At 54.7% G+C, this 22,807-nt stretch carries 19 protein-coding genes and 1 pseudogene; 8 read left to right on the forward strand and 12 right to left on the reverse strand.

Annotated features, from left to right (window positions below; genetic code table 11):
• Positions 1-230: 230 nt before the first annotated feature.
• Positions 231-3,119: a DUF2339 domain-containing protein gene (locus TALK_RS10730; protein ID WP_169715001.1), complete on the forward strand. Its 2,889-nt coding sequence runs from the start codon at positions 231-233 to the stop codon at positions 3,117-3,119.
• Between the two features lie 128 nt (positions 3,120-3,247).
• Here TALK_RS10730 and TALK_RS10735 read toward each other — a convergent pair whose 3' ends face one another.
• From TALK_RS10735 to TALK_RS10745, 3 genes and pseudogenes are all read right to left on the reverse strand, one after another.
• Entirely contained in the window at positions 3,248-4,048 is an 801-nt protein-coding gene (locus TALK_RS10735; RefSeq protein ID WP_139833793.1) for a MetQ/NlpA family ABC transporter substrate-binding protein, read from the reverse strand.
• A 56-nt stretch (positions 4,049-4,104) separates the two neighbouring features.
• Positions 4,105-4,764: a methionine ABC transporter permease gene (locus TALK_RS10740; RefSeq protein ID WP_085618667.1), complete on the reverse strand. Its 660-nt coding sequence runs from the start codon at positions 4,762-4,764 to the stop codon at positions 4,105-4,107.
• A 90-nt stretch (positions 4,765-4,854) separates the two neighbouring features.
• Positions 4,855-5,583 (reverse strand): annotated as a pseudogene (locus tag TALK_RS10745) (methionine ABC transporter ATP-binding protein); the annotation flags it as partial.
• Between the two features lie 322 nt (positions 5,584-5,905).
• Between TALK_RS10745 and TALK_RS10750 the strand changes: the two are divergent.
• From TALK_RS10750 to TALK_RS10760, 3 genes are read left to right on the forward strand one after another with little or no spacing between them, the layout of a single operon-like run.
• Complete coding sequence (locus tag TALK_RS10750; protein ID WP_085618671.1) at positions 5,906-6,739, forward strand: hypothetical protein; 834 nt, start codon at positions 5,906-5,908, stop codon at positions 6,737-6,739.
• Positions 6,740-6,746: 7 nt separating this feature from the next.
• A complete protein-coding gene (locus TALK_RS10755) occupies positions 6,747-9,077 on the forward strand; it encodes a protein-arginine deiminase family protein (protein ID WP_085618673.1) in 2,331 nt (776 codons plus the stop codon).
• A gap of 30 nt (positions 9,078-9,107) precedes the next feature.
• Complete coding sequence (locus tag TALK_RS10760) at positions 9,108-9,770, forward strand: hypothetical protein (protein WP_211274803.1); 663 nt, start codon at positions 9,108-9,110, stop codon at positions 9,768-9,770.
• 6 nt (positions 9,771-9,776) lie between these two features.
• Here the strand turns inward: TALK_RS10760 and TALK_RS10765 are convergent, their stop codons facing one another.
• Positions 9,777-10,277, reverse strand: coding sequence for a DNA polymerase III subunit chi (locus TALK_RS10765; protein WP_425444024.1), 501 nt, complete (start codon positions 10,275-10,277; stop codon positions 9,777-9,779).
• Between the two features lie 39 nt (positions 10,278-10,316).
• The gene (locus tag TALK_RS10770; RefSeq protein WP_085618675.1) at positions 10,317-11,786 is read right to left on the reverse strand and encodes a leucyl aminopeptidase; all 1,470 of its coding nucleotides are present in this window, start codon (positions 11,784-11,786) and stop codon (positions 10,317-10,319) included.
• 228 nt (positions 11,787-12,014) lie between these two features.
• On the opposite strand from TALK_RS10770, the gene TALK_RS10775 reads away from it, so the two are divergent.
• From TALK_RS10775 to TALK_RS10785, 3 genes are all read left to right on the forward strand, one after another.
• Positions 12,015-12,434 (forward strand): hypothetical protein, encoded by a 420-nt coding sequence (locus TALK_RS10775; protein ID WP_085618677.1) that lies wholly within the window; start codon positions 12,015-12,017, stop codon positions 12,432-12,434.
• Positions 12,435-12,446: 12 nt separating this feature from the next.
• Positions 12,447-13,451 carry a hypothetical protein gene (locus TALK_RS10780; protein WP_085618679.1) on the forward strand — a complete coding sequence of 335 codons (1,005 nt, stop codon included), beginning with the start codon at positions 12,447-12,449 and terminating at the stop codon, positions 13,449-13,451.
• Positions 13,452-13,615: 164 nt separating this feature from the next.
• Complete coding sequence (locus TALK_RS10785; RefSeq protein ID WP_245829835.1) at positions 13,616-14,848, forward strand: NnrS family protein; 1,233 nt, start codon at positions 13,616-13,618, stop codon at positions 14,846-14,848.
• Positions 14,849-14,861: 13 nt separating this feature from the next.
• Here TALK_RS10785 and TALK_RS10790 read toward each other — a convergent pair whose 3' ends face one another.
• Both TALK_RS10790 and amrS read right to left on the reverse strand, forming a co-directional pair.
• Positions 14,862-15,329, reverse strand: a complete 468-nt coding sequence (locus TALK_RS10790) for a GNAT family N-acetyltransferase (RefSeq protein ID WP_085618680.1) — start codon at positions 15,327-15,329, stop codon at positions 14,862-14,864.
• Between the two features lie 94 nt (positions 15,330-15,423).
• Entirely contained in the window at positions 15,424-16,530 is a 1,107-nt protein-coding gene (gene amrS, locus TALK_RS10795; RefSeq protein WP_085618682.1) for an AmmeMemoRadiSam system radical SAM enzyme, read from the reverse strand.
• Positions 16,531-16,634: 104 nt separating this feature from the next.
• Between amrS and amrB the strand changes: the two genes are divergently transcribed.
• Complete coding sequence (gene amrB / locus TALK_RS10800; RefSeq protein WP_085618684.1) at positions 16,635-18,164, forward strand: AmmeMemoRadiSam system protein B; 1,530 nt, start codon at positions 16,635-16,637, stop codon at positions 18,162-18,164.
• Between the two features lie 38 nt (positions 18,165-18,202).
• Here the strand turns inward: amrB and hisN are convergent, their stop codons facing one another.
• Genes hisN through TALK_RS10825 form a run of 5 tightly spaced genes read right to left on the reverse strand, consistent with a single transcriptional unit; the run spans position 18,203 to position 22,745 of the window.
• Positions 18,203-19,000 (reverse strand): histidinol-phosphatase, encoded by a 798-nt coding sequence (hisN, locus tag TALK_RS10805; RefSeq protein WP_085618686.1) that lies wholly within the window; start codon positions 18,998-19,000, stop codon positions 18,203-18,205.
• Positions 19,000-19,788, reverse strand: a complete 789-nt coding sequence (locus TALK_RS10810; protein ID WP_085618688.1) for a DeoR/GlpR family DNA-binding transcription regulator — start codon at positions 19,786-19,788, stop codon at positions 19,000-19,002. Before TALK_RS10810 ends, hisN begins: the two co-directional genes overlap by 1 nt.
• An 18-nt stretch (positions 19,789-19,806) precedes the next feature.
• Entirely contained in the window at positions 19,807-20,889 is a 1,083-nt protein-coding gene (locus TALK_RS10815) for an ABC transporter ATP-binding protein (protein WP_085618690.1), read from the reverse strand.
• A gap of 21 nt (positions 20,890-20,910) precedes the next feature.
• A complete protein-coding gene (locus TALK_RS10820; RefSeq protein ID WP_085618692.1) occupies positions 20,911-21,843 on the reverse strand; it encodes a carbohydrate ABC transporter permease in 933 nt (310 codons plus the stop codon).
• Positions 21,843-22,745, reverse strand: a complete 903-nt coding sequence (locus TALK_RS10825; protein WP_139833794.1) for a carbohydrate ABC transporter permease — start codon at positions 22,743-22,745, stop codon at positions 21,843-21,845. Before TALK_RS10825 ends, TALK_RS10820 begins: the two co-directional genes overlap by 1 nt.
• Positions 22,746-22,807: the final 62 nt, after the last annotated feature.

Below are 22,807 nucleotides of genomic sequence, written 5' to 3' on the forward strand. Positions count from 1 at the left end.
CCTCATCCCTTACCAACGCCAACGCAAACGACAACGCCAAGTCGGTGAATAACCGCATCAAGTCATCGGGAACATGATCATTCCCGATGCCGGGCACAGCATCGCACACGGCCTCCCGGCTCTACCCCCCTGCAAAGGCAAGACAATTCTCTTTTTCGCGCTATGATGGCGGAAATTATCGCGGGCAAAAAATCCGCACACCGCACGAGCAATGCGAAAAAGAGGATTCAATGGAGCTGATTTTCACAGGTGCCATCAGCCTGACCATACTGGCCGGGGCAATCATGGGCATTTTCGCCTTTGTCCAGGTGCGCCGTTTCAAAAAGAACCTGCAGGCAGTGGAACAACAGCTTGCCTTGATCCAGGCCAGCCTGTCGGGCGTCTCTGTGAACCCGCCCGCGACACAGCCACAATCCGCCGCCGCCCGGGCACAAGATGCCCCGGCCCAAACCGGGCAGAACACCGCCCCAACACCGCCATCGGGTGAAACAACCATCCCCGTCTCCCCGGCGCCCCCCACCCCGCCGACCACAAACACAGCCACACCGGCAAAACCGGCGGCGGCAGCGATAGCGCAAAAAATGCAAGTACCCCTTTCACAATCGCCCAAAACACAGGCCATTGGCTTTGAAGAACGGATCGGCACCCGCTGGTCGGTTTGGGTCGGCGGGATTGCGCTGGTGCTGGGCGGGATTTTCCTTGTGCATTATTCCATCGAAGCCGGGTTGATCAGTCCGGTGATCCGCATTTTGCTCGCAGCCCTGTTTGCCACCGCCCTGTTTGGCGCGGGCGAATACCTGCGCCGTCAACCGGCCTTGCTGGCGGCCAAAACCGGCAATAACGCGGGCTATATCCCCGGTATTCTGACCCTCGCCGGGACGACCACGGCCTTTGCCACCGTCTTTTCGGCCCATATGCTCTATGACCTGATTGGTCCGGCCACCGCCTTTATCCTGATGGCGATTGTGGCACTCGGCACGCTGGCCTTGGCCCTTTTACAGGGGCCATTGGTCGCCTCGACCGGGCTTTTGGCCAGTTACATCGTGCCGTTTCTGGTCCAGTCAAATGATCCCGCACCTTGGGTTTTGGCCTTTTACGGTTTGATCATCACCGCTGGCAGCTATGGCATTGCCCGATTGCGCGGCTGGCACTGGTTTGCCATGACAACCGCGATTGCGGGTTTTGTCTGGGGGCATGTTCTGGCCTTTGTTGCCTCGGCCAATATCGGCGGGGCATTGGCCTTTTATGACATTGCCCTTCTTTTGGCGGCGATTGCGGCGTTTGCCGTTGGTATTTATCCCCGCGATCCGGCGCGCATTCCGGCCCGGATGGATTGGAAATCATCCCTTTTGATTGCCGGGAATGGCTGGCTTGTCCTCTATCTTCTCCATAACAATGGATATGACGCCAGTGCCACCGCGACCATGGCAATCATGCTGGCCCTGTTGCTGGCAAATGCCGCCGTTTTCCCGGCCTTGGCCCCGGTGGCACTGGCCGCCCCGGTGCTGGCCCTGATTGGCTATCTGGGATGGGATATTCGTCTTTCCATTGATCCGCTATTGTTTGATCAACCGATCATCACCGATGCGATAGATAAATTCGGGGTTCTGCCCGATGCGCAATCCTTCTTGCTGACCGGGCTTGGCTTTGGCCTGTTGCTTGGGCTTGGCGGGTTTGCCGGGGCGATGTTTTCAACCGCACGCCTGTTTATGGCGGTGGCCGGGGTCTCTGGCCCGATTGGTTTGTTCCTGATTGCGCTATGGCGCAGTGAAATTCTCGATGTTGATCTGTTCTTTGGCGGTTTTGCCCTTGCGCTTGCCGCCGGGTTCCTTGGCGCGCTTGCAATCATCGAACGCCGTGTGCCCCCGTCTTCCCATCACCGCGACGGGGCGCTTGCCACCTATACGGTCGGGACAATCGGCATGATTGCGACGGCGATGTTTATCTTGCTTGGCGATGGCTGGTTGCCACTGGGCCTTGCCGCCCTTGCGGTGGCAACGATCTGGGTCGGCGGGCGCTGGCCCTTGCCGGGGCTTGCCAAAACCGCCCTTGGCATCGGGCTTCTGGTCCTTTTGGCAATTTACTGGCAACCGACCATTGTTCCGGTTGATCAATTGGGCACAACGCCAGTTTTCAATGCCCTGCTGTGGGGTTATGGCGGCCCGGCGCTGGCGTTTTGGGCCTGCGTCTGGAAACTGCGCCAGATGGGGGGCAAGTCCGGCGATCCCCGTCATCGTTTTGCCTTCGAAGGACTGGCAATTTTCACAAGCCTTGCGACCGGTGCCGTCATCTTGCATCACGCCACCAATCAGGGGGATTTCTATGCAGCGCCCGATACCCTGATGGAATGGAGCCTGCAATCCCTTCTTGCCCTGTCCGCCGCGATTGGCCTGCAACGTCTGGATCGTTCGCTTGGCAGTCCGGTTATGTCGCGCTGTATTCTGGGGCTGGGGATTATCGGGTTCTTTTTGCTTGGCATGTTGAACCTTGTCTTGCTCAACCCGTTATTTTCCAACGAATTTATCGGAAACGGGCTGTTTTTCAATTTGTTGCTGGCGGCCTATCTTTTGCCGGCCATCCTCACCGGCCTTCTTGCCACCCGGCTTTCCGGCGGCAAACCCGAATTTTATCGCCGCACGGCGGGCATTTTGTCGATCCTGCTGGCCTTTTGCTGGGTCACCTTTGAAATCCGCCATGCATTCCATGACGGTTATATCGGTATGCTCCTGCCCTGGAAATCGCCGGAACTGTACAGCTATTCCGCCGCATGGCTTGGCTTTGGCATTGCGCTTTTGGCTTATGGCGTCTGGCGCGGGTCGCTTCATCTGCGCATGGCATCGGCGGCTTTTGTCTTTCTGGCGATTGCCAAGGCCTTCCTGTTTGACATGTCCGGCCTCGAAGGCATCTGGCGCGCCTTGTCATTCATCGGACTTGGCGTTGTTTTGATATCCATCGGTCTGTTCTATCAACGCCTGCTTGCCCGGCAAAACAACACCGGCCCGAAAGATCCGAAAGATCCAAAAGACACTTCTGACGACACCACAAACCGCGCGCACTCAGGCACCGAAAACGATGATCCGAACGGATCGATGAAATCGTCCCAAAACGGATATCTCTGACATCCAAAACGGCGATTGTATATAATCATACTATTGATTTTGGCCTGTTTTCAAAAACCGGCACATAAAAAATCCCGCAAGGTTGAAACCCTGCGGGATTTTTCACAACAAATGAACAATCAGTCGGATTATTCAGAAATTTTGAAAACTGGAATCACCGATCCCTGGTATTTCGTTTCGATGAATTCGCGAACTGCGTCATCGTGATAGGCTTCAACCAGCGTCTTGACCCAAGGCGCATCTTTGTCCTGGGTGCGGGTGACGATCACATTGGCATAGGGGCTGTCATTGCCTTCAATCGCAATCGAATCCTTGATCGGATTAAGACCGGCTTCCAGCGCGTAATTGGTGTTAATCGCCGACGCATCCAGATCGGCAAGCGACCGCGGAAGCTGTGCCGCGTCAAGTTCTATGAACTTGATATTCTTGGGATTTTCAATGATATCCAGTGGGCTGACAACCAGCCCGGCTTCCGGATCAACCTTGATCAAACCGCGTGACTGCAACACCAAAAGTGCGCGTCCGCCATTGGTCGGATCATTCGGAATACCGATTTCCGCGCCGTCTTTCAGCTCGTCCAGGCTTTTGATTTTGTCAGAATAAATGCCCATCGGCGTCAGGATGTTATACCCGACAACCGCAAGGTCATAACCGCGATCCTTGATCTGGTTATCCAGATACGGCTTATGCTGAAAGCTGTTGGCCTGAAGATCACCATCATCAAGTGCCTGATTCGGAATAACATAATCCGAAAAGCTGATGATTTCGATGTCCAAACCCTTGGTCGCCGCGACTTTGACGACTTCTTCCATGACTTCTTCATGCGCGCCCGGGGTCACACCAATTTTGATTTTTTCATTGGCAATCGCCTGGCCGGTAAAGGCCGACATCAGAACGGCCGCAGCCGTAAGTTTAAGCAGAAACCGCATGGTAAAACTCCTTGTTTACGTGGGTGTTTTGCGGGAATTCAAAGATGAAAAAAATATCAGATATTACGCTTGTCCGCCTTGCGCGCCATCCAGTCGCCAAGGCTCTGCACCAGCTGCACCACAACAATCAGCGTGATAACAACCGCCGCCATCACATCGGGGCGAAACCGTTGATAACCATACCGAATACCAAGATCGCCAAGCCCGCCAGCACCAACCGCACCGACCATCGCGGAATACCCGATCAGGGTCACCGCAGTCAGGGTCAGACCGTGAATAATGCCCGGCAAGGCTTCGGGCAGCAGCACCTTGGTCACCACCTGAAGCGGGCGTGCGCCCATGGCCTGTGCGGCTTCGACCAAACCGCCGTCAACTTCGCGGATTGCGCCTTCGATGATGCGCGCGATAAACGGGATTGCCGCCACGGTCAACGGCACGATGGCCGCCGATGTGCCGATGGATGTGCCGACGACCAAGCGGGTAAACGGAATGATCGCAACGGCTAAAATGATAAACGGCACAGACCGGGTTGCATTGACAATCGGGCCGAACGTTTTTTGGAAAATCAGTGCTTCAAAAAGCTCGCCGCGCCCGGATGTTGCCAGCAACACACCAAGCGGCAGGCCAACCGCCGTGCCAAGCACAAGGGCCGCCGTCACCATGGCAAAGGTTTCAAGCGTCGCCTGAAGCAGGATCGGTGCAAGGGTTGCAAACATGGTCTAAGCCTCCTGCCCGGTAGTCGCCGTCACCGTCGCAGCATCCGCCACAACGCCGGGCCGCGCCGGGTAATCCAGAAATTCATCGGCCAAAAGCGACTGCGTCGTGGCATGGGTCGGATTGGCAAAAATGCCATCGACCTTGCCTTCTTCGACGATCACGCCGCCATCCATTACCGCAACCCGATCACACAACTGTTTGACCACCGCCATTTCATGGGTGATCACCACCATGGTCAGGCCAAGACGCTTGTTGATATCGCGCAAAAGGCCAAGGATCTGACGGGTGGTTTCCGGATCAAGGGCGGAAGTCACTTCGTCACACAGCACCACTTTGGGATTGCTTGAAAGCGCGCGCGCAATACCAACCCGCTGTTTCTGCCCACCCGAAAGCTCGGCCGGGTAACGGTCGCGCTTGTCTTCAAGCCCGACAAGCGGCAACAACGGATCAACCGCAGCGGCAATTTCCGCCTTGGTCGCACCGGCCAGTTCAAGCGGCAGGGCGATATTGTCAAACACTGTGCGCGACGACAGCAAATTGAAATGCTGGAACACCATGCCAAGCTGGCGGCGAAACAGCGGTAAATCGCGCTTGGAAAGTTTGGTGACATCCGCGCCATCGACAATCACACTGCCCGATGTCGGAACTTCAAGCAGATTGATACAGCGGATAAGTGTTGATTTACCCGCACCGGACCGGCCGATAACGCCGACGATTTCACCGGCTGCGATATCAAGATCGATACCATGCAACGCCGTATGCGCCGGGTTTCCGCGTCGTGCGGGATAGGTCTTCTGGACGTTCGAGAGCCTGATCATGGATCCCAACCTTTTCCGAACATAAAAAAACCGCCGCGGCGAAACCGAGGCGGTCGTACATGTCGGAGCGTGCACGCCCTCTCGCTTTAGCCGCATTTTTATCGCGCCCGCAAGCTGAGGAGCAAATCGGCGCGTTCGATAAGACGTGTATAACGGACACAATCGAATTCATCAATCCCCATTTACATGCATTTTACGCATAGCTTTTATGATACACAAAATAACAACAGTATTTACTTGTATTAACTGATTTTCAAAAATCTGATCACAAATTATTTTCCATCGCGTCATTGGGGGTCTTCACCAATGCGGGAATGGACAGATGGCCTATGCCGACAGGATCAGCGACCTTGCCCGAACACTGGCGCAATACCCGACCAATGTCACGATCACCGGCGCCAAGATCGATATTCGCACCAAGACGCAGCTTGATAGTCTAACCGCGCAAATCAGCAGCAATGAAGCCCTTGCGCACGAAGGGGATGCCCTGATTGCAGCGGCCAGCGGCAAGGATGCCAAGGCACTTTCACAGCGCATTGCAAATGCCGCCCCGCAAATCACAGAGCTTTTAAAAGCTTTTGCTGCGCAGGATACCGAACGCCTTAAAACGCTCAGCGTCGTCAGTAAAAACAAATTCAACGGGGCCAGCACCAACCGCCTGCAGGCCGAAAAGCGCTTTGCCGATGAGGTGTCCCAACTGTTAACGACCGAGGCCAGCACGGTTGCCGACCTGCCAACCGCCCCCTACGGCCCTAAACCGCAACCAACCCCGACGCCAGCTCCATCCCCCACGCCATCACCTGTTCCATCGTTACAAGATGTTATCGCATCCCTGCCGGGCTATTTGCAGATCACCATTCCCGATGCCGTTGCCGGGTATGACGCCGACAGCCTTGCCACCGCCTGTAACGCGTCCGGGGATGCGGCGATCAAGCTGGGCGTGAAAACACCCGACGGGATTAACGACTATGCCACCGTGCAGTTCACAGGCGGCCCGGACATCACCAATCAGCCCTGGGCAACCGCCATCCTGAAAGATACCGGTCTTGGCACCATTGATGATCGGGTTGCCATTCTGAACAACGCGCTTCAGGCGCAACTATCGATTGCCGACGCGATGAACGACGGCTCATCTTCCGAACCCACCAGTCGCTGAGGACGCCATGCCAAATTACACCGTCCAGCTCACCGCCCCCATCGGCAACTATCCATTCAGTCGCGTCAGGGTTTCATTGACCTCGGCGGCTCACACTCAACAAACGCAGGAACTAACATTTACACCGCAGGCCAGAACCAAGGCACGTACCTTTACCATCGCCAATGGCACTTGGAATTTAAGGATCACCGGGGCAGGGTTTGCGCCAATCAACGAGGCCAATATCAATGTCGCAGGCGATGCAACCAACGCCAAAGATCTCAGCGTGATCTTCTATAGCCTGCACACCGACCGGGATCGCAACGGCACCGTCGACCTGGCAGTCGGTGCGCGAAATAGCAGAACACCGGAAAATATCAGCTTTGGGCCCAATGGCATGGGCGCCATCATTCCCGTCAATTGCAATCAGGACGGCGGCAATACCGGCGCGGGTTATACCGACAATCAGGACAATCACGTCAATGGTGATAACGACCTTAATAGCGGCGTAGCGCACCTGAAAATCACCCGGCAATCCTTCGGCCCACCGGCGGACACTCCACCCGGATGGGGTTTGCGACTCAGAATCAGCCCTGCCGGACAAGGCGAGGCGCCTGCCAGCCGCCATTTCCGCATATTTGATGGCATCGCCAATAATAGTGCCGAAATTCTTGGCCCGGAAACCGTCGCGACCGAGATTCCACAAGATAAGGCCATTGTCGGCGCAGAAAAGACCTATGGCATCGAAGCTGTGCGTTTTGCTGGTCAGGGGTTTGAAAGCGGCCGTGCCATCATCGGTCTTTTGGTTGTTCAGCCCGAAGTCGCTGGCCTCAATACCGCAGCCTACTATTTTATTGAGCACGTGATGGCAGCACGCTGGATTGCAAATCATCACCAACAAACCGTGACAGGTATTTATGTCGAACAAGGTAACAACAATCAATTTCGAACAGACCTTGGTAATGCTGTTGCCGCCGATGCAAACCCTTATAATCCATTAACGCTGGCAACACCCGACACGGCTGCGCAAACCAATATCCCCTATCTCAACGGCAATGCATGGAACAACTTTACAGCAGCAGGCCAACCTGGATTGCCAACAGCAACACCGGATCAATGGCTACGCGATACCATGGTATCTGGTTACAGTTCATGGCCTGGTAATGGCGGCGATATAGAACGCAAAGACGTCTTTATGAAAGCTCATCGCTGGCACCACCTGCAAAACTGGGTCTACCAAACATTGCTGGATCGCGATATCGGCATCTTTTATCCCGCCGCAGGCAGCGCCGATGCCATCAATGATGGCAATTCCGGTGGCAATATCAGTGTCACACCGCCCGTACGGAAATCCCACTTGATCGGCACAACCGATTACCGTTTCGGGCGCATTTATTACGGCCACCACCGCGAAAGCACCCTTGATAACAGCAGCCGTCAGTTTCTTGCCGCCCAAAACATGCAAGCCCCAATCGTCCTTAATGCCGATTGGCTAAGGGTCGGCCATGTCGATGAGATGATGACATTCGTCAAAGCCAACAACCCGGGAAATCCTTTCAAAAGATGGAAGCTGTTGGTTGCAAGTCCGGCAAGGGCCTATCAAATACTGCGCGACAATCAAGTCGCTCATGGCAATGCCACATTGCTTGCCCGTCCACCACAATCACCGGGCAATCTCACTCCCAATTTTGCCGGATTTCCTGCCCAAGGAACAGCGGATGCCTCGGCGACCATCACCGACTTTCTTGGTAACGGGCAAGCGCAGACCAAATGGTTAAACTTTGATGGCTATCGCGAGTATACCTACCAACAACTGCGGACTTGGAATATCAACGGGATAGAAAAAGTCATCACCGACAATGTCGATAAGATGAAAGGCGCCTTTGACCTTGGCAATGCCGACATCATCAAAGTCCCGGTGATCTTCATCCCCGAAATCCGTATTGATGGTGCATTTGGACTGACTGACAAGATCGATTTCTGGACGAATGGTGCCGATGGCGGTTTCAATATCTATCCCGGCAGGAACAGCGGATTTCGCTGTTCTGCCCTGACGGGCGACATGCCCAATCTGTTTTCCGGCAATAATCATTTATTTATTCCCAAGCCGTTTGGGCCTTGGGTTATCGATAATACGGTTGCCAATAATGGTTATGACCTGTTCGAAGACGACCTTCAGCAACAGATCGCCAATCTTGGTAACGGCCTTACTTGCGATTTTATCGACGATTGGGATTACTATCACGCCCATCATGGCGAAATTCATTGCGGCACCAATGAAACACGCGCGCCCTTTAATGGTCAGGTAGCCTTTGGCAATGCACGCTTTAACAACTGGTGGACGGCGCTTGACGGTTGATGCTGTCAATGATTTGCAAGGAGAAGAATGATGACGGCGCAAACCGATTATCAACAGGCCCTGACCGACATCGACAAACTGGTCAAAGACCGGGCGCAAGATGTTGCCGCCAAACCAACTTCAAACGAGGTTGGTCAAATATTTTGCCGTTATCAGGGCACCATCGCCACGCCGATGATCGAAGACCTTGGCAAGGGAAGTTGGAAAAAATGGGAAAGCTGGCAACTGGGCGGGGCAATTTCATATCTGTCAAGCTATGGCACATCTGCCGCCGTCGCCCCGTTACGTGACATCGGACAGAATTATCCGGTTACCGATATTCAGATTCAGGCAAAGGACCTGGCCGATTTACTGGCAACGCTTGATACGGCCGTATCCCAGGCCAAACAAATCCCGCAAGTGCAAGACGCGATCAAAAGCGGCAATGCCGATCAGATGGCGCGTGCGATGTTGCTGGGGCTGGCGCAAATTGATCCGGACTGGCCGGTGCGGGCATCGGAAATCCAGTCAAAGCTGTTTGACCTGTCCGCCGACAGTTTCCCGGCGATCAATGAAATGGCAGACGGGAAATTAACCCAGAATGACGTGACCAAGGCATTGGTCGGGATTTTGTTTGAGGATGTAACCGATGAGGCAAGCGCAACAGGTTCGACAAGCACAACAAATTCCACAAGTACCGACAAGCAACCCTGATCGGACTCAGCTTTCGGCCTTTTTGTCCCACGATCCTTGCGGGGTTTGCTGCCAATAAGACAGCTTGTGCCCGGCGTCTTTCCAGTTTTTCCAGCGGGTGCGCGCATCGGCCACCGCTTGCGTATCTCGATCATCAAACAGCATGATCACTCGTTCGTAATCCGCAATCTTGTCGCTGATTGCGCCTTGGGTCAGAAACAGGAATTGCGCACCATTGGGGTTCTCATCCTCGGCCGTGATCCAGACCGGCTGCATTTCTGCATCGCCATCAGATTTGGCGCCATGCGGCAACCAGCTTTGCGCGTCATAGGTCCACAGCAAGGTATTGAGCGCTTCGATCCGGTCTTCGTTCCCCGTCATCACAACAGCACGCTTTTCCCGCTCCAACGTCTTGGACAGCAGGGTCGGCAATGCGCGTTCCAGCGGGGACGCGGTCAGATGATAGAACCAGATGTCAGCCATAGGGAAATCAGTATCGCGAATGCAAAAACGGGGCAAGGTGATCATCACCCTGCCCCGCATTTATTTGATCAAAAGCCCCGGGGATCAGGCTTCGTGATTGTCGGCAACAAAACGATCGAGCAGGCGCACGCCATAGCCGGTACCGCCTTTGGGGACGACTTCGCTATCTGCTGACGACCACGCCATTGCCGCGATATCAAGATGCGCCCAGGGGCGATCTTTGGTGATAAAGCGTTTCAGGAACTGGGCCGCGGTGATCGAACCGGCCGGACGACCGCCAACGTTTTTCATATCGGCAATGTCGGATTTGATCTGTTTGTCATAAGCCGATGACAGCGGCAGACGCCAAACGGTTTCATTCACCGCCAGGCCCGCCGTGGTAATCTGGGTCGCCAGATCATCATTATTGGAAAACAGACCGGCATTTTCATGACCAAGGGCGATGATGATTGCCCCGGTCAGGGTTGCCAGATCAACGATCAGTTTCGGATCGTATTTTTCCTGCACATATGTCAGCGCATCACACAAAACAAGCCGGCCTTCGGCGTCGGTATTGATAACTTCAATCGTCTGACCTGACATCGAGGTCACCACATCGCCCGGGCGCTGTGCCGTGCTGGACGGCATGTTTTCAACAAGGCCGATAATCCCGACCACATTGCATTTCGCCTTGCGCCCGGCAAGCGCCTTCATCAGACCGGAAACAACACCGGCACCGCCCATGTCCCATTTCATGTCTTCCATGCCACCGGCCGGTTTGATCGAAATCCCGCCGGTATCAAAGGTGACCCCCTTGCCAACGAAGGCAACCGGTGCGTCTTTTTTCTTGCCGCCGTTCCAGCGCATGACAACGATATAAGGCTTGTGCGCCGAGCCCATGGCAACGCCCAAAAGCGCGCCCATGCCAAGCTTTTTCATTTCCTTTTCGTCCAGCACCTCGATCTCGATACCGAGTTTTTCAAGCGCGCTGACTTCTTTCATGAAGCTTTCAGGATAAAGCACATTGGCCGGTTCAGACACCAGATCGCGGGTAAAGAACACGCCTTCGACGACCTTTTTGGCACTGTCGAACTGTTTTTTAGCTTCCTTGTGGTCGCGCGCAGCAATCGAAAGCGATTTCAAAACCGGTTTGTCTTCTTTGGTTTCGGTGGTGCGGTATTTATCAAAACGATAATCGCGTAACATCGCCCCGGTGGCGAAATCGCACGCCATGCCTTCCATATCAAACAGGATGGCAACATCCTTTTCACCGGTCGAAAGCGCGCGCACCGTGACGCTGCCGCCAAGTTTCTGGGCGGCGATCACGTCAAATTCTTCTTCTTTGCCGATCCCGAACAAAATGATGCGCGACAAATCGACATTGGCCGGGGCCAGCAGTTGCAGGCTTTGACCCGCCTTGCCCTTAAACGTCGATCCCTTGATGGCCTTGGCCAGCGCACCGCCGGTCGCCTCGTCCAGTGCGACCGCACTGGGCATCAGATCGCCGCCGTCGGTGGCAAAGGCGATCACAGCGCCCGAGGTCGGAATGGCAAGATCGGAGAACGTGATCTTCATGGTGAAAAAGGCTCCTGTCATGGTTGGGCATAGGTGGGGTCTGCACCGGCATGTTGGCCTGCGCATGAATGCTTTCCCTAATCTAGCGCGATATATGGCGAAGAAAAGGCTTATCATCTTAAAAGTCCGATGATTTTCCAGAATATCGTCACAGGTGATCGCCATTGGCAATATCACATTGTTGCCGCCAGACCGTCAAAACACCAGTGACACGTTCTGGAGACCGGCATGGCAGATATCACGCAAACCATCCAATCCGCACACACGCAAACATTGGCGTTGATCAATCTGATCGAACAACGTCCTTCGATTGATCAACAAGCACAGGGAATGCTTTCGCAGCTTAATCTGTTGCAGCAAAACCTTTCTGATCTGGGCAATGACAAAAGCAGAATTGCCGCCGCAAGCGCCTTGCAAAGCACAATGACGCCGCTTTTCATCACGCCACTGGAATATCTGATCAGCATGAACCTGAATATGTCAAAGCTGGGGCCTCTTAACCGGTCAAAGACAGTGCCGGACAATCAGGCCCTTAAGGAAAATGCCCTTGCCAAAGGCTTGGTTGCCAATCTTCGCGACATCCTGTCGTCCCTTGGTGGCAACCCGTTTGTGCCAAATCCCACGCCACCGGGCCCGATTGCAATTTAAGGAGGTCGCATTATGACAGCTCTCGACAATCTGAAAGCCGCCACCACGGCTGTCTGGGATAGCATTCCCACGACCGATTTACCGCGAATGAAAGCCGCCCTGCAAAATGTCGGCCCAAACCGCACCCTTGTTCTGACAAATCTTTACCGTCAATTTTATCAAGCCTTCAGCACACCGGCAAACATGCCCCTCAATCCACATCACAACCTTGGCTTTGACGCCATCAACACCGTCATCGGTCAACTCGGCTCCTGCCAAAATCAGTTCGTGCAAGGCAATGGAACGACTGTCACCATTCAGGACAATGTATTTCGTGAAGTCACATATCAAAATCGCGCGAATTACCCGCAATTATTCTGGTCGCTGCCCGGTGCGCAGCTTTACAGATGCTTCTATCATTTCAACTTTCCCCGCCTTCAGGCGCAACGCGATGCGATCCGCCTGGCAATCAATGTGCCCCTGGGTCAAATACCGGCGGCGATAAACGGGTTCCTGGCGCAGGCCCGAACCACGGATCCGGACGTCCTTTCATTCAAAGTCGGTGGCCCCGGTTTGTATCGCAAACCTGATACGGCACTGATTTATATCCTTAAACCAACCAACCAAACAGAACAGGGGCGGCTGAACACCTTGGTTCAGGCAGTAACAACATGGGCAGGAAGCGCCCCGGCGAATGCATTGCGTGATTGGACACATCCCCTGATGGAACGCTTGGCGGCAGGTGTGGCAACAGCCGATGATCCACCGCATGCGCCACAATATCGCGGCGTGTCTTTCACCTCTTTACGGGCCGTGATTGCAACAATTGTCATCGGCAATCTGATCCGCCTTTATAACGGCCCGTCAAATGTTCAGGGGAAAACCGAGGGCGAACTTGCCGCAATGGCATTGGTCGGCCAGTTGGACAATTATGGCATTGATGACCAAAACCCCAGCCGCAATGCGGCCTTGCCAGACAGTGGAACACGTGACCAGATCAGAGAGTACGGCCTGCTGGTTGGCGGCATCGTGACTTAACGGATACTTTCCGCACGGACACTTTCAGCCCGGATACGATCCGGTTGGATTGACACGATCCGCGTGACTTTTGCATACCGCTTGCACCGGTTGTCCATTATCAAGGCAGGCCCGCACAAGCCCCCTATTGTGGAAGCATTCCAATTCATATCATGGTGTTGATCATGACTGCCAAAACCACGCCGATTACGATTTCCGAACCCGCCCCTGCCCCGCATCCGTTCTGGAGCGGCGCCTTTCGTCCGATGTTTCTGTTTGCCGGGTTGACTGCCGTGGTCGCCGTTGTGTGGTGGGTGGCCGGGGTGGCGCATGGTGTTCCGACACCGTCACTTGGCACAGCATCGCTTTGGCATGCCCATGAAATGATTTTCGGTTTTGGCGGGGCGGCGATTGGCGGTTTTTTGTTAACCGCGATTGCCAATTGGACGGGACGCCCCGGTGTTCAGGGAAAATTGCTTATGCTGCTTGCCGCATGCTGGATTATTGCCCGGCTGGCAGTTGGCTTTGGCACCGCATTACCGGCAAGTCTCGCCATCATTGGCGGGATTGGCTATTTCATGGCCCTGATTGCGATTGCCGGGCGGGAACTTATTCTGGGCCGCAATTATCGCAACCTTAAAATCCTTGGCATTCTGGGCCTGATCATGACGTTGGACGGGCTTTTTATTGCCGGCTCGCTGGATCTGATCGCGCTTGACCCGATGGCTGTTTATCAAACCGCGATCCTGTTGATCGTGTTTTTAATCAGCCTGATCGGCGGGCGGATTATTCCGGCATTCACGCGCAACTGGCTGATGCGCGAACGGCCAGATGTTTCGATGCCGGTGATGTTTAATCGCTTTGACGGGCTGTGCCTTGCCGCTCTTGGCCTTGCCATTGTGATCGGCCTTTTTGATACCAACGGCATTTTCTTTGGCGGGGCATTGCTGATCACCGCCGCCCTGCATGGCATTCGCATGGTGCGCTGGCGCGGGGTTCATACGTTGCGCGATCCGTTGGTCGCGATGTTGCATTTTGCCTATTTCTGGGTGCCGGTTGGCTTGGCCGCCCTTGGCGTTGCCCTTATCTGGCCCGATGTTCTGGCACCGCGTGACGGATTGCACGGCCTGACCGGCGGGGCGATGGCCTGCATGATTATTGCGATTAGCGGGCGGGCTGCCCTTGGCCATACCGGCCGCGAATTACGCGCCAGTTTTGCGCTGAATATGGCGTTTGGTCTGGTTTGGATTTCCACCGCGCTGCGCCTGTCGATCGGGCAGTTTGACGATGCCTATATCCCGGTTCTGGCGGCGGCAACGCTGTGCTGGCTGGTTGGGTGGCTGGCGTTTTTGATCGGCTATGCCCCGGTTTTGCTGGGCCCCAGCCAAAAGAAAACCCGCGGCATTCCGGTTAAGTAAACTGCGTTAACCGTTACGCGCCAAAATCAAACAACGACAGGGTCGGGTTGGATTTAACGTATTCGATCTGACCCTTGTCGGCATCCCCCGTGCAATGCCAGCCATGGCTTTCGTAAAAGCCATGGGCGCGGATTTTGGGATCGGCTTCGGTGGTCAACGAAATATCGTCACAGCCTTGGGCGAACAACCATTCCTCGGCCACGCGCAATAATGCCGCCCCCACCCCGCGCCCTTCAAAATCGGGGTCAACAAACAGCGCCCAAAGGGTTGCTTCCTTGGGGATGGCAATGGCAAATCCCGCCGCCGCCCCATCAATATCGGCCACCCAAATACCATAACCATCCGTGATCCATTTGCCAAAGGCGGTTTTGGTAATGCCGCGTTCGGCCAGTTGATCGGCGGAAAGATGGTTTTCGCGCACCCGGCTTCGGATCGCGAAAATGGCACTGACATCAGATGCGCGTGCTTTGCGGATTTTCATCGGCGTTTTGATCCAATCGGCACATAAAAGATCGCGGCAATCTAGCCTGCTTTGATGGGAATACCAGTAAAAACGCCTTAAGCACCGCCGGTGATCAAGGCATTGTCTTTGGCACCATCAACCGCACCGGCTGGCGTTTTGGCCCCCATGTGCCGGGGTGCCGTTGAAACACGCCCGCGCAATGGGTGCCGCACTTGGTACAGGCCCCCTGCGCATCAAGGTTCCAATCCGATAACTGATACCAATCGCGCCCGATCAGGATGTGGCCGCAGTTATGGCAAAACGTACTCGACCCGGCCTTGTCATGGACATTGCCGACATAGGCATAACGAATGCCGTTTTTCATCGCGATATCACGCGCCCGGATCAGGGTTGCGGGCGGGGTGCGCGGGTGATCCATCATTTTCCAATCGGGATGAAAGGCCGAAAAATGCATCGGTACATCGGGGCCAAGTTCATCATGGACCCATTGGGTCATTTCATCGAATTCGGCGTCGCCATCATTTTCGCCGGGGATCACCAGATTGGTCAGTTCAAACCACACCCCGGTTTCATGTTTCAGGTATTTAAGCGTTTCCAAAACATCGGCCAAATGGGCGGAACACAGCTTGTGATAGAAATCCTCGGTAAAGCCCTTAAGGTCCACATTGGCCGCATCCATATGGCGGAAAAACTCTTCGCGGGCCTTATCCCCGATATAGCCCGCCGTCACGGCCACAGTCCGAATACCCGCCTCACGGCACGCTTGGGCCACATCAACCGCATACTCAAGGAAAATCACCGGATCGTTATAGGTAAATGCGACAGCGGAACAGCCATAGGCCTTGGCCGTTTGGGCAATCATTTCCGGGGTGGCAAGCGATCCAAGCTTGTCCATTTCACGGGCTTTGGAAATCTCGTAATTCTGACAAAACTTGCACGTCAGATTACAGCCCGCCGTACCAAAAGACAGGATCGGGGTGCCGGGCAGGAAATGGTTCAGCGGCTTTTTCTCAACCGGATCAATGCAAAAGCCCGATGACCGACCCCAGGTGGTCAACACCATCTGATCGCCTTCGCGCTCCCGAACAAAGCACAAGCCGCGCTGCCCGTCGTTTAACTTGCAAAAACGCGGGCAGACATCGCACTGGATACGGCCATCCTCAAGATGATGCCAGTAACGGCCGGGAACCGTATCAATTTGCGGGGTCGTGACATTCATGGCGTTTATCACCCCAACGGGACGTCATTATTCGAAGCTTGTCCTTTCAAAGTGTAGCCCTGATCGCTATCTTTTTCAAAGGAAGCCACGCGACAGGAACAATGATGACCCTCATCCGCCCGCCTGCCATTGCCGGAACGTTTTATCCCGCCGCGCCCGATCAGCTGCAAAGCGAGATTGACGGGCTGATCCATGCGGCGGTTGAGGCGGAGACCAAGGGTGATGCGCCAATCCCAAAGGCAATCATTGTCCCCCATGCCGGATTGATGTTTTCCGGCGCGATTGCGGGTTTGGGCTTTGCCACCGTTCGCGCGTTAAAGGGCATTGTTAAACGCATTGTGATTATCGGCCCGGCGCATCGCATGGCGTTTCAGGGGATTGCGCTGGCCAAGGCCGATGGCTTTGCGACACCACTTGGGGATCTGCGCTGTGATCTGGCCGCCCTTCAAACGGCCCTAGCCCTGCCACAGGTTCAGGTGCTTGACGATGCGCATCGGATGGAACACGGGCTTGAGATTGAATTACCCTTTATCCAACGACTGTTTGGCGAGGATGCCGATATTGGCATTGTGCCCCTTTTGGTCAGCCGTTGCGCCGCACGGCAAGTGCATGAAGTGATCGAGGCCTTGTGGGGCGGGCCGGAAACCCTGATCGTGATTTCATCGGATTTGTCACATTTCCATGATTACGACACCGCACAGCGCATGGATGACCATACGCGCCAGATGATCGAACGCTTTGATGCCGAAAGCATTGATACCAACGATGCCTGCGGCGCGTTGCCGGTTGCCGGAATGTTGATGTCTGCGCGCAAACGCAGCATGCGGATCAAGACCCTTGGCATGCGCAATTCCGGCGATGTGACCGGCGATAAATCCCGTGTGGTCGGCTATGGTGCATGGGCAATTTATACGGGAACGGAAAAGATGCGCGATCCGAATGCGGCGGGCAATGCCTCGGCAAGCACTGGTGATCCTGCCGGGGGTACTGGCGGAAGCACCGGCAAAAGTACTGGCGGCGGCTTTGTTGGCGCGACCGAACAGCTTCTGACCGATCAGGGTGCCGCGATGATCGACCTTGCGCGCCGATCCATCTTGCACGGCATTGCGCATGGCAGGCCGCTTGAGGTTGATCCATCAACTGTTTCCCCGGCCCTTTTGGCGCAGGGGGCGTGTTTTGTAACGCTGAAAAAAGCCGGTCAGCTTCGTGGCTGCATCGGATCGGTGATGGCGCATCGTGATCTGGCAAATGATATTTGCATAAATGCGTTCAAGGCCGGATTTGGCGATCCGCGGTTTCCGCAATTGCAAGAAAATGAACTGAATGACGATCTGGAACTGTCAATTTCGGTGCTGTCGCCCCCGCGTGATTTTCCGTTTGAAAACGAAGCCGATCTGATTGCCAAACTGACCCCGTTCGAGGATGGCATTATCCTGTCAGATGGCAACCGGCGGGGATTGTTCTTGCCGCAAGTATGGGAACAATTGCCCGAACCGGCCGCATTTTTGGCCCATCTGAAACGCAAGGCCGGGCTGTCGATGGATTACTGGTCGGATCATATGCGCGCCCAGCGGTTCGTCACACGCGGTATATCGGGCACCGATATCGCGCCAACAGGTTTCTGGAATACCTGAAAACAAAGGCCCCATCCGGGGACTTACCCCGGTGCCGATTACGCAACATTGCGATTGCGGGTTTGGGCAATTCGTTCCAAAGCCTTGGCGTGCAGTTCCGGGGTTGCCGCGGCCAGGACCTGTCCGTTTGATGACAGGTCAAGCACATTGCCATCCCAATCAGTAATCACCCCGCCCGCCCCGGTAACAATCGGAACCAATGCCAGAAAGTCATAAGGTTGCAAGCTGGCCTCTAATATCAAATCGACATGCCCAGATGCCAAAAGGCCATAGCTATAACAATCACCGCCAAACCGGCGTTCGATGCAGGCCCGACTGAGGTTTTCAAATATATCGGCTTCGGCGCCAACGAATTGATCGGGTGACGTGGCAAACAAAATCGCATCGTCAAGCGCGGTGATTTTGCCGGTCGTACATAAATCATCACCACAAAAGGTGCCACTTCCGGCACGGCCAACCCATGTTTCGGCCAAAAGCGGCATATCGATCACGCCCAAAACAGGACGCCCATCGTCAAGCAACGCAATCAGGGTGCCAAAAACCGGCACGCCAGAGATAAAGCTTTTTGTGCCGTCGATGGGGTCAATCACCCAGACATATCGGGTATCAAGCCCATGACCACCGTGTTCTTCGCCCAAAATGCCATGATCGGGCAAATGCTGGCTCAATACAGCCTTCATCGCGGTTTCAATCATGCGATCGGCAAATGTCACCGGGCTTTGATCGGATTTACGTTCAACGGTTAACGGAGCCCGAAAATATTGTCGGGCGATGGGCCGCGACGCCGCCAGCATGGCATGGGCAACATCACAAAAAGACGTCAGCATATTATTCATCACGCATGATCATCCGCGCCATCGGTGCCATTCGTCCCATCGGCCAAAAGCACATGACCATGTTCAAGTTCGGCGGCGATGCCATCGGGAACTTTGTCAGACACCAGCACATCAACCTCGGACCAATCGCAAACACGGATCAGCCCGGATTTTTCGAACTTGCTACTATCCATCAACACGATGGTTTGTTCGGCCTGCGGGATCATGGCCTGTTTAAATTCGGCCTCGAACAGATCAAAATCATAACATCCGCGCGGTGAGCCTGCGACCATCGAGGTCACGAAATAGGTCGGCGTAAAACGCGACAGAAATTCGATTGTGCGCACGCCGGTCAATGTCTGATCCTCGGCGCGCAATTCTCCGCCCGGCAGGATAACCCGGTGCCGACTGTTGGCGGATGCGAAAATACGCGCGATTTCCAACGAAATCGTCAGAACCGATATCCGTTCGCGATGCACCAGTTCGCGGGCCAAAAAGCAGGCCGTGGAACTGTTATCAAGCAAGACAGTTGCGCCTTCGCAGATATATTTCGCGGCACGGGCGGCGATTTTTGCCTTGGCGTCTGCGGCCTCGTTCAAACGTCGTTCGAACGGGGGTTCGGCCGATGATTGCGACAATCGGACGCCGCCATGAAACTTTTCAACAATCCCATCCGCAGACAGGACTTTCAAATCGCGACGAATGGTTTCATCAGAAACATCAAATTTCTCGGCAATCTCGCTGATTGCGGCGATGCCCTGAGCTTCGAGCAAGGATAAAATCTGTTGTTGGCGGGTTGTTGGTGCCATTTCTATGCGTTCTCCAGCTCAGTCTTGCAGGTCAACTTGCAGATCAATTGCATGACCCGTTTTACCGTGAAACAACCTTACACGGGACAGGTCAAAATCAAGTCCAACTTCTGTGCCGGGTTCCGGCGCACCGGCAACTGCCCCGCGCACGGTGATGCGTTCGTCCCCAACCGCAACTTCCAACAGGGCCTCGGCACCGATTAATTCGGTTCGTTCAACCCGTCCGCGCGCCATGCCAATGCCCTGTGTCAGGCTGACTTCTTCGGCGCGCACCCCCAAAATCAAATCATCCGGAAGCCCCGCCTGCCCCATATCAATACCGGCCTGAAATGCCGTATGCGACAACATTCCAGTGCCATTGGCCTTGCACGGAATCAACCCCATTTCAGGCGACCCGATAAAGGTCGCAACAAAGGTATTGGCCGGATGCATATAGATATCCATCGGCGCACCGACCTGTTGCAAGCGCCCCTTGGACATCATGGCAACGCGGGTGCCAAGGGTCATGGCTTCGATCTGATCATGGGTGACGTAAATAACCGTTAGCCCCAATTCACGGTGCAAACGTTTAAGTTCGCCGCGCATGCGATTGCGTAATTTGGCATCCAGATTGGAAAGCGGTTCGTCAAACAAAAAGACTTTGGGTTGACGGACCAAGGCGCGGCCAATCGCCACGCGTTGGCGTTCACCGCCTGATAATTCTTTGGGCCGCCGGTCCAAAAGATCATTGATGTTCAGGATCTCGGCGGCCTCGTGGATACGGCTGTCAATCTCGGCCTTGGACAGTTTGGTGGTTTTCATCAGGCCAAAGGCCATATTGCGATAGGCGGTCATATGCGGATACAGGGCATAGGACTGAAACACCATGGCAATATCGCGCTTTTGCGGGGCGGCATGGGTAACATCCACACCATCAATCACCAACTGACCAGCCGTGATGTCTTCCAATCCGGCAACCATGCGAAGGGTTGTCGATTTGCCACATCCCGACGGGCCGACAAGAACCATAAATTCCCGGTCCTCGATTGTCAGGGATACGTCATGCACAACGTCACGCTTGTCATAGGACTTGCAGATATTCTGAAGAGTAACGGTAGCCATTGCGGGGTCTCCGAAGAAGCGTCACTTGACGCCGGTATGCATGAAACTATCGATGAAGCGGCGCTGGAAAATCACAAACACCAACAAAAGCGGCGACACAACAAGCGTGGTCCCCGCCATCAAACGGGTCCAGTCTGCACCGCTGTCTGATTTGGCAAGCAGTCCAAGACCGATGGGCAATGTGCGCACGCTGTCGGAATTTGTGACCAGCAAGGGCCACATGTAATCATTCCAATGGGTCACAACCGAAATGATGCCAAAGGCCACCAAGGTGGGTTGCACCAAAGGCAAATAGACATGCCAAAGAATGGCAAGATGACCACAGCCATCAAGGCGGGCCGCGTCGGATAATTCGGATGGTACCTGGCGAAATGCCTGACGCAGCATGAAAGTGCCATAGCCAGAGGCAACAAACGGCACGATCATCGCTGGCAGTGTATTGATCAGCCCCAATTCACGCAGCGTGACAAAATTGGTCAGGAAAATCGCATAGATCGGGAACATCACCTGAAGCAGGAACAGGGTGAACAAAAACCGTTTCAGCGGAAATTCCAGCCGGGCAAAGGCATAGGCCGCCAGCGTAATCGTTACCAGTTGGGCAATCAGGATCGACCCGGTCACCAAGATTGAATTGACCAGATACATCCCGAACGGGGCGACGGCCAAGGTTGCCGGATAATTGGCAAAATTCAAAACCGCGGGCAAAATACCGGCATCAGGATCAAAAACTTCGACCTTGGTTTTAAGCGAGGTTAGAACGATCCAGATCATCGGGCTAAGCCAAAGCAAAACCAAAGGCGCCAGAATGAAATGCTGCCAGCGGCGCGACATCCACCGCAGAACCACAGAAAACGGCGATGGAACAATGGCGGCAACAGTGTTGGCGGCGGTGGTGGCGGTGCTCGCGGTGGTCGCGGTGCTCGCGGCCTGTGTGTTGCGAACGATGTCAGTCATTACCGTTCCCCCATGTAATGCACGCGACGGCCAAGGGTCAGCGCAACCAAACCAATCAACCCCAGAACAAAGATCAGCAACGTATTGGCAATGGTCGAGGCATAGCCGATATCCTGATACTGGAAACCGTTCTGATAGATATAAAATGTCAGCACATTGGTGGAATCCGCTGGTCCGCCCTGGGTCATGACATAGACGTAATCAAAAATCTGATAGCTGTGCAAAAGGCCGATCACGATCACAAAATACAAGGTCGGCGATATCAACGGCACGGTGATGTGCAGCAATCGCGATACCGGCCCGACCCCGTCCAGACGGGCGGCTTCATAAAGGTCCGAGGGCACAAGCTTCAACGCGGCCAGCAAAATCAGCATGAAATATCCCGAATATTTCCAGATGCTCATCAGGATAATTGCCGGAAGCGCCCATTTGCTGTCGTAAAGCCAGTCAAGGCGCGGCAACCCAAGGAAATTAAGCGCCTCGTTAATCGGGCCATAACCCGGTGCATACAAAAATACCCACACCATGCCCGCCGCAACAGACGGGATCATCACCGGATAGAAGAATGCCGATCTGTAAATCGCCATCCCGCGCAATTTGCTATCCATGGCCACGGCCAGCAAAAGGGCGACGATGATCGACAGGGGAATGGTTGTCAGCGTGTAAAAGGCCGTATTGCCCAGAACTTTCCAGAACAACCCGTCATCAAGCAGCCGCAAATAGTTTTCAGCCCCCAGCCAGAATATTCTGGGGTCCCCCAGTGCAACATCATGAAGGCTGAACCAAAAGGATCGCAGGATCGGCCAATAGGTAAATGCCGCCAGAAAAATCAGCGACGGCAGAAGCAGCGCATAGGCCAGAAAAACTTCCTTGCGCCACACTGTTGCAAAGCGGTGCGACATAATCGGGTATCCAGGGGAATTATTGAAAAAACCCGGGGCGCGCAAAACCAATCCCGCGCCCC

The organism is Thalassospira alkalitolerans, from assembly GCF_002115745.1.
In the GTDB taxonomy this organism is placed as follows: domain Bacteria; phylum Pseudomonadota; class Alphaproteobacteria; order Rhodospirillales; family Thalassospiraceae; genus Thalassospira; species Thalassospira alkalitolerans.

What these genes read in the sequence shown, in the direction of transcription:
- TALK_RS10785 (WP_245829835.1), top strand. Translation starts at nt 13,616, where the DNA reads ATGACTGCCAAAACCACGCCGATTACGATTTCCGAACCCGCCCCTGCC.
- TALK_RS10755 (WP_085618673.1), top strand. Translation starts at nt 6,747, where the DNA reads ATGCCAAATTACACCGTCCAGCTCACCGCCCCCATCGGCAACTATCCA.
- hisN (WP_085618686.1), bottom strand. Translation starts at nt 19,000, where the DNA reads ATGAATAATATGCTGACGTCTTTTTGTGATGTTGCCCATGCCATGCTG.
- TALK_RS10780 (WP_085618679.1), top strand. Translation starts at nt 12,447, where the DNA reads ATGACAGCTCTCGACAATCTGAAAGCCGCCACCACGGCTGTCTGGGAT.
- TALK_RS10740 (WP_085618667.1), bottom strand. Translation starts at nt 4,764, where the DNA reads ATGTTTGCAACCCTTGCACCGATCCTGCTTCAGGCGACGCTTGAAACC.
- TALK_RS10815 (WP_085618690.1), bottom strand. Translation starts at nt 20,889, where the DNA reads ATGGCTACCGTTACTCTTCAGAATATCTGCAAGTCCTATGACAAGCGT.
- TALK_RS10775 (WP_085618677.1), top strand. Translation starts at nt 12,015, where the DNA reads ATGGCAGATATCACGCAAACCATCCAATCCGCACACACGCAAACATTG.
- TALK_RS10765 (WP_425444024.1), bottom strand. Translation starts at nt 10,277, where the DNA reads ATGATCACCTTGCCCCGTTTTTGCATTCGCGATACTGATTTCCCTATG.
- TALK_RS10770 (WP_085618675.1), bottom strand. Translation starts at nt 11,786, where the DNA reads ATGAAGATCACGTTCTCCGATCTTGCCATTCCGACCTCGGGCGCTGTG.
- TALK_RS10820 (WP_085618692.1), bottom strand. Translation starts at nt 21,843, where the DNA reads ATGACTGACATCGTTCGCAACACACAGGCCGCGAGCACCGCGACCACC.
- TALK_RS10735 (WP_139833793.1), bottom strand. Translation starts at nt 4,048, where the DNA reads ATGCGGTTTCTGCTTAAACTTACGGCTGCGGCCGTTCTGATGTCGGCC.
- TALK_RS10825 (WP_139833794.1), bottom strand. Translation starts at nt 22,745, where the DNA reads ATGTCGCACCGCTTTGCAACAGTGTGGCGCAAGGAAGTTTTTCTGGCC.
- TALK_RS10730 (WP_169715001.1), top strand. Translation starts at nt 231, where the DNA reads ATGGAGCTGATTTTCACAGGTGCCATCAGCCTGACCATACTGGCCGGG.
- TALK_RS10790 (WP_085618680.1), bottom strand. Translation starts at nt 15,329, where the DNA reads ATGAAAATCCGCAAAGCACGCGCATCTGATGTCAGTGCCATTTTCGCG.
- amrB (WP_085618684.1), top strand. Translation starts at nt 16,635, where the DNA reads ATGACCCTCATCCGCCCGCCTGCCATTGCCGGAACGTTTTATCCCGCC.
- TALK_RS10810 (WP_085618688.1), bottom strand. Translation starts at nt 19,788, where the DNA reads ATGGCACCAACAACCCGCCAACAACAGATTTTATCCTTGCTCGAAGCT.
- amrS (WP_085618682.1), bottom strand. Translation starts at nt 16,530, where the DNA reads ATGAATGTCACGACCCCGCAAATTGATACGGTTCCCGGCCGTTACTGG.
- TALK_RS10760 (WP_211274803.1), top strand. Translation starts at nt 9,108, where the DNA reads ATGACGGCGCAAACCGATTATCAACAGGCCCTGACCGACATCGACAAA.
- TALK_RS10750 (WP_085618671.1), top strand. Translation starts at nt 5,906, where the DNA reads ATGGCCTATGCCGACAGGATCAGCGACCTTGCCCGAACACTGGCGCAA.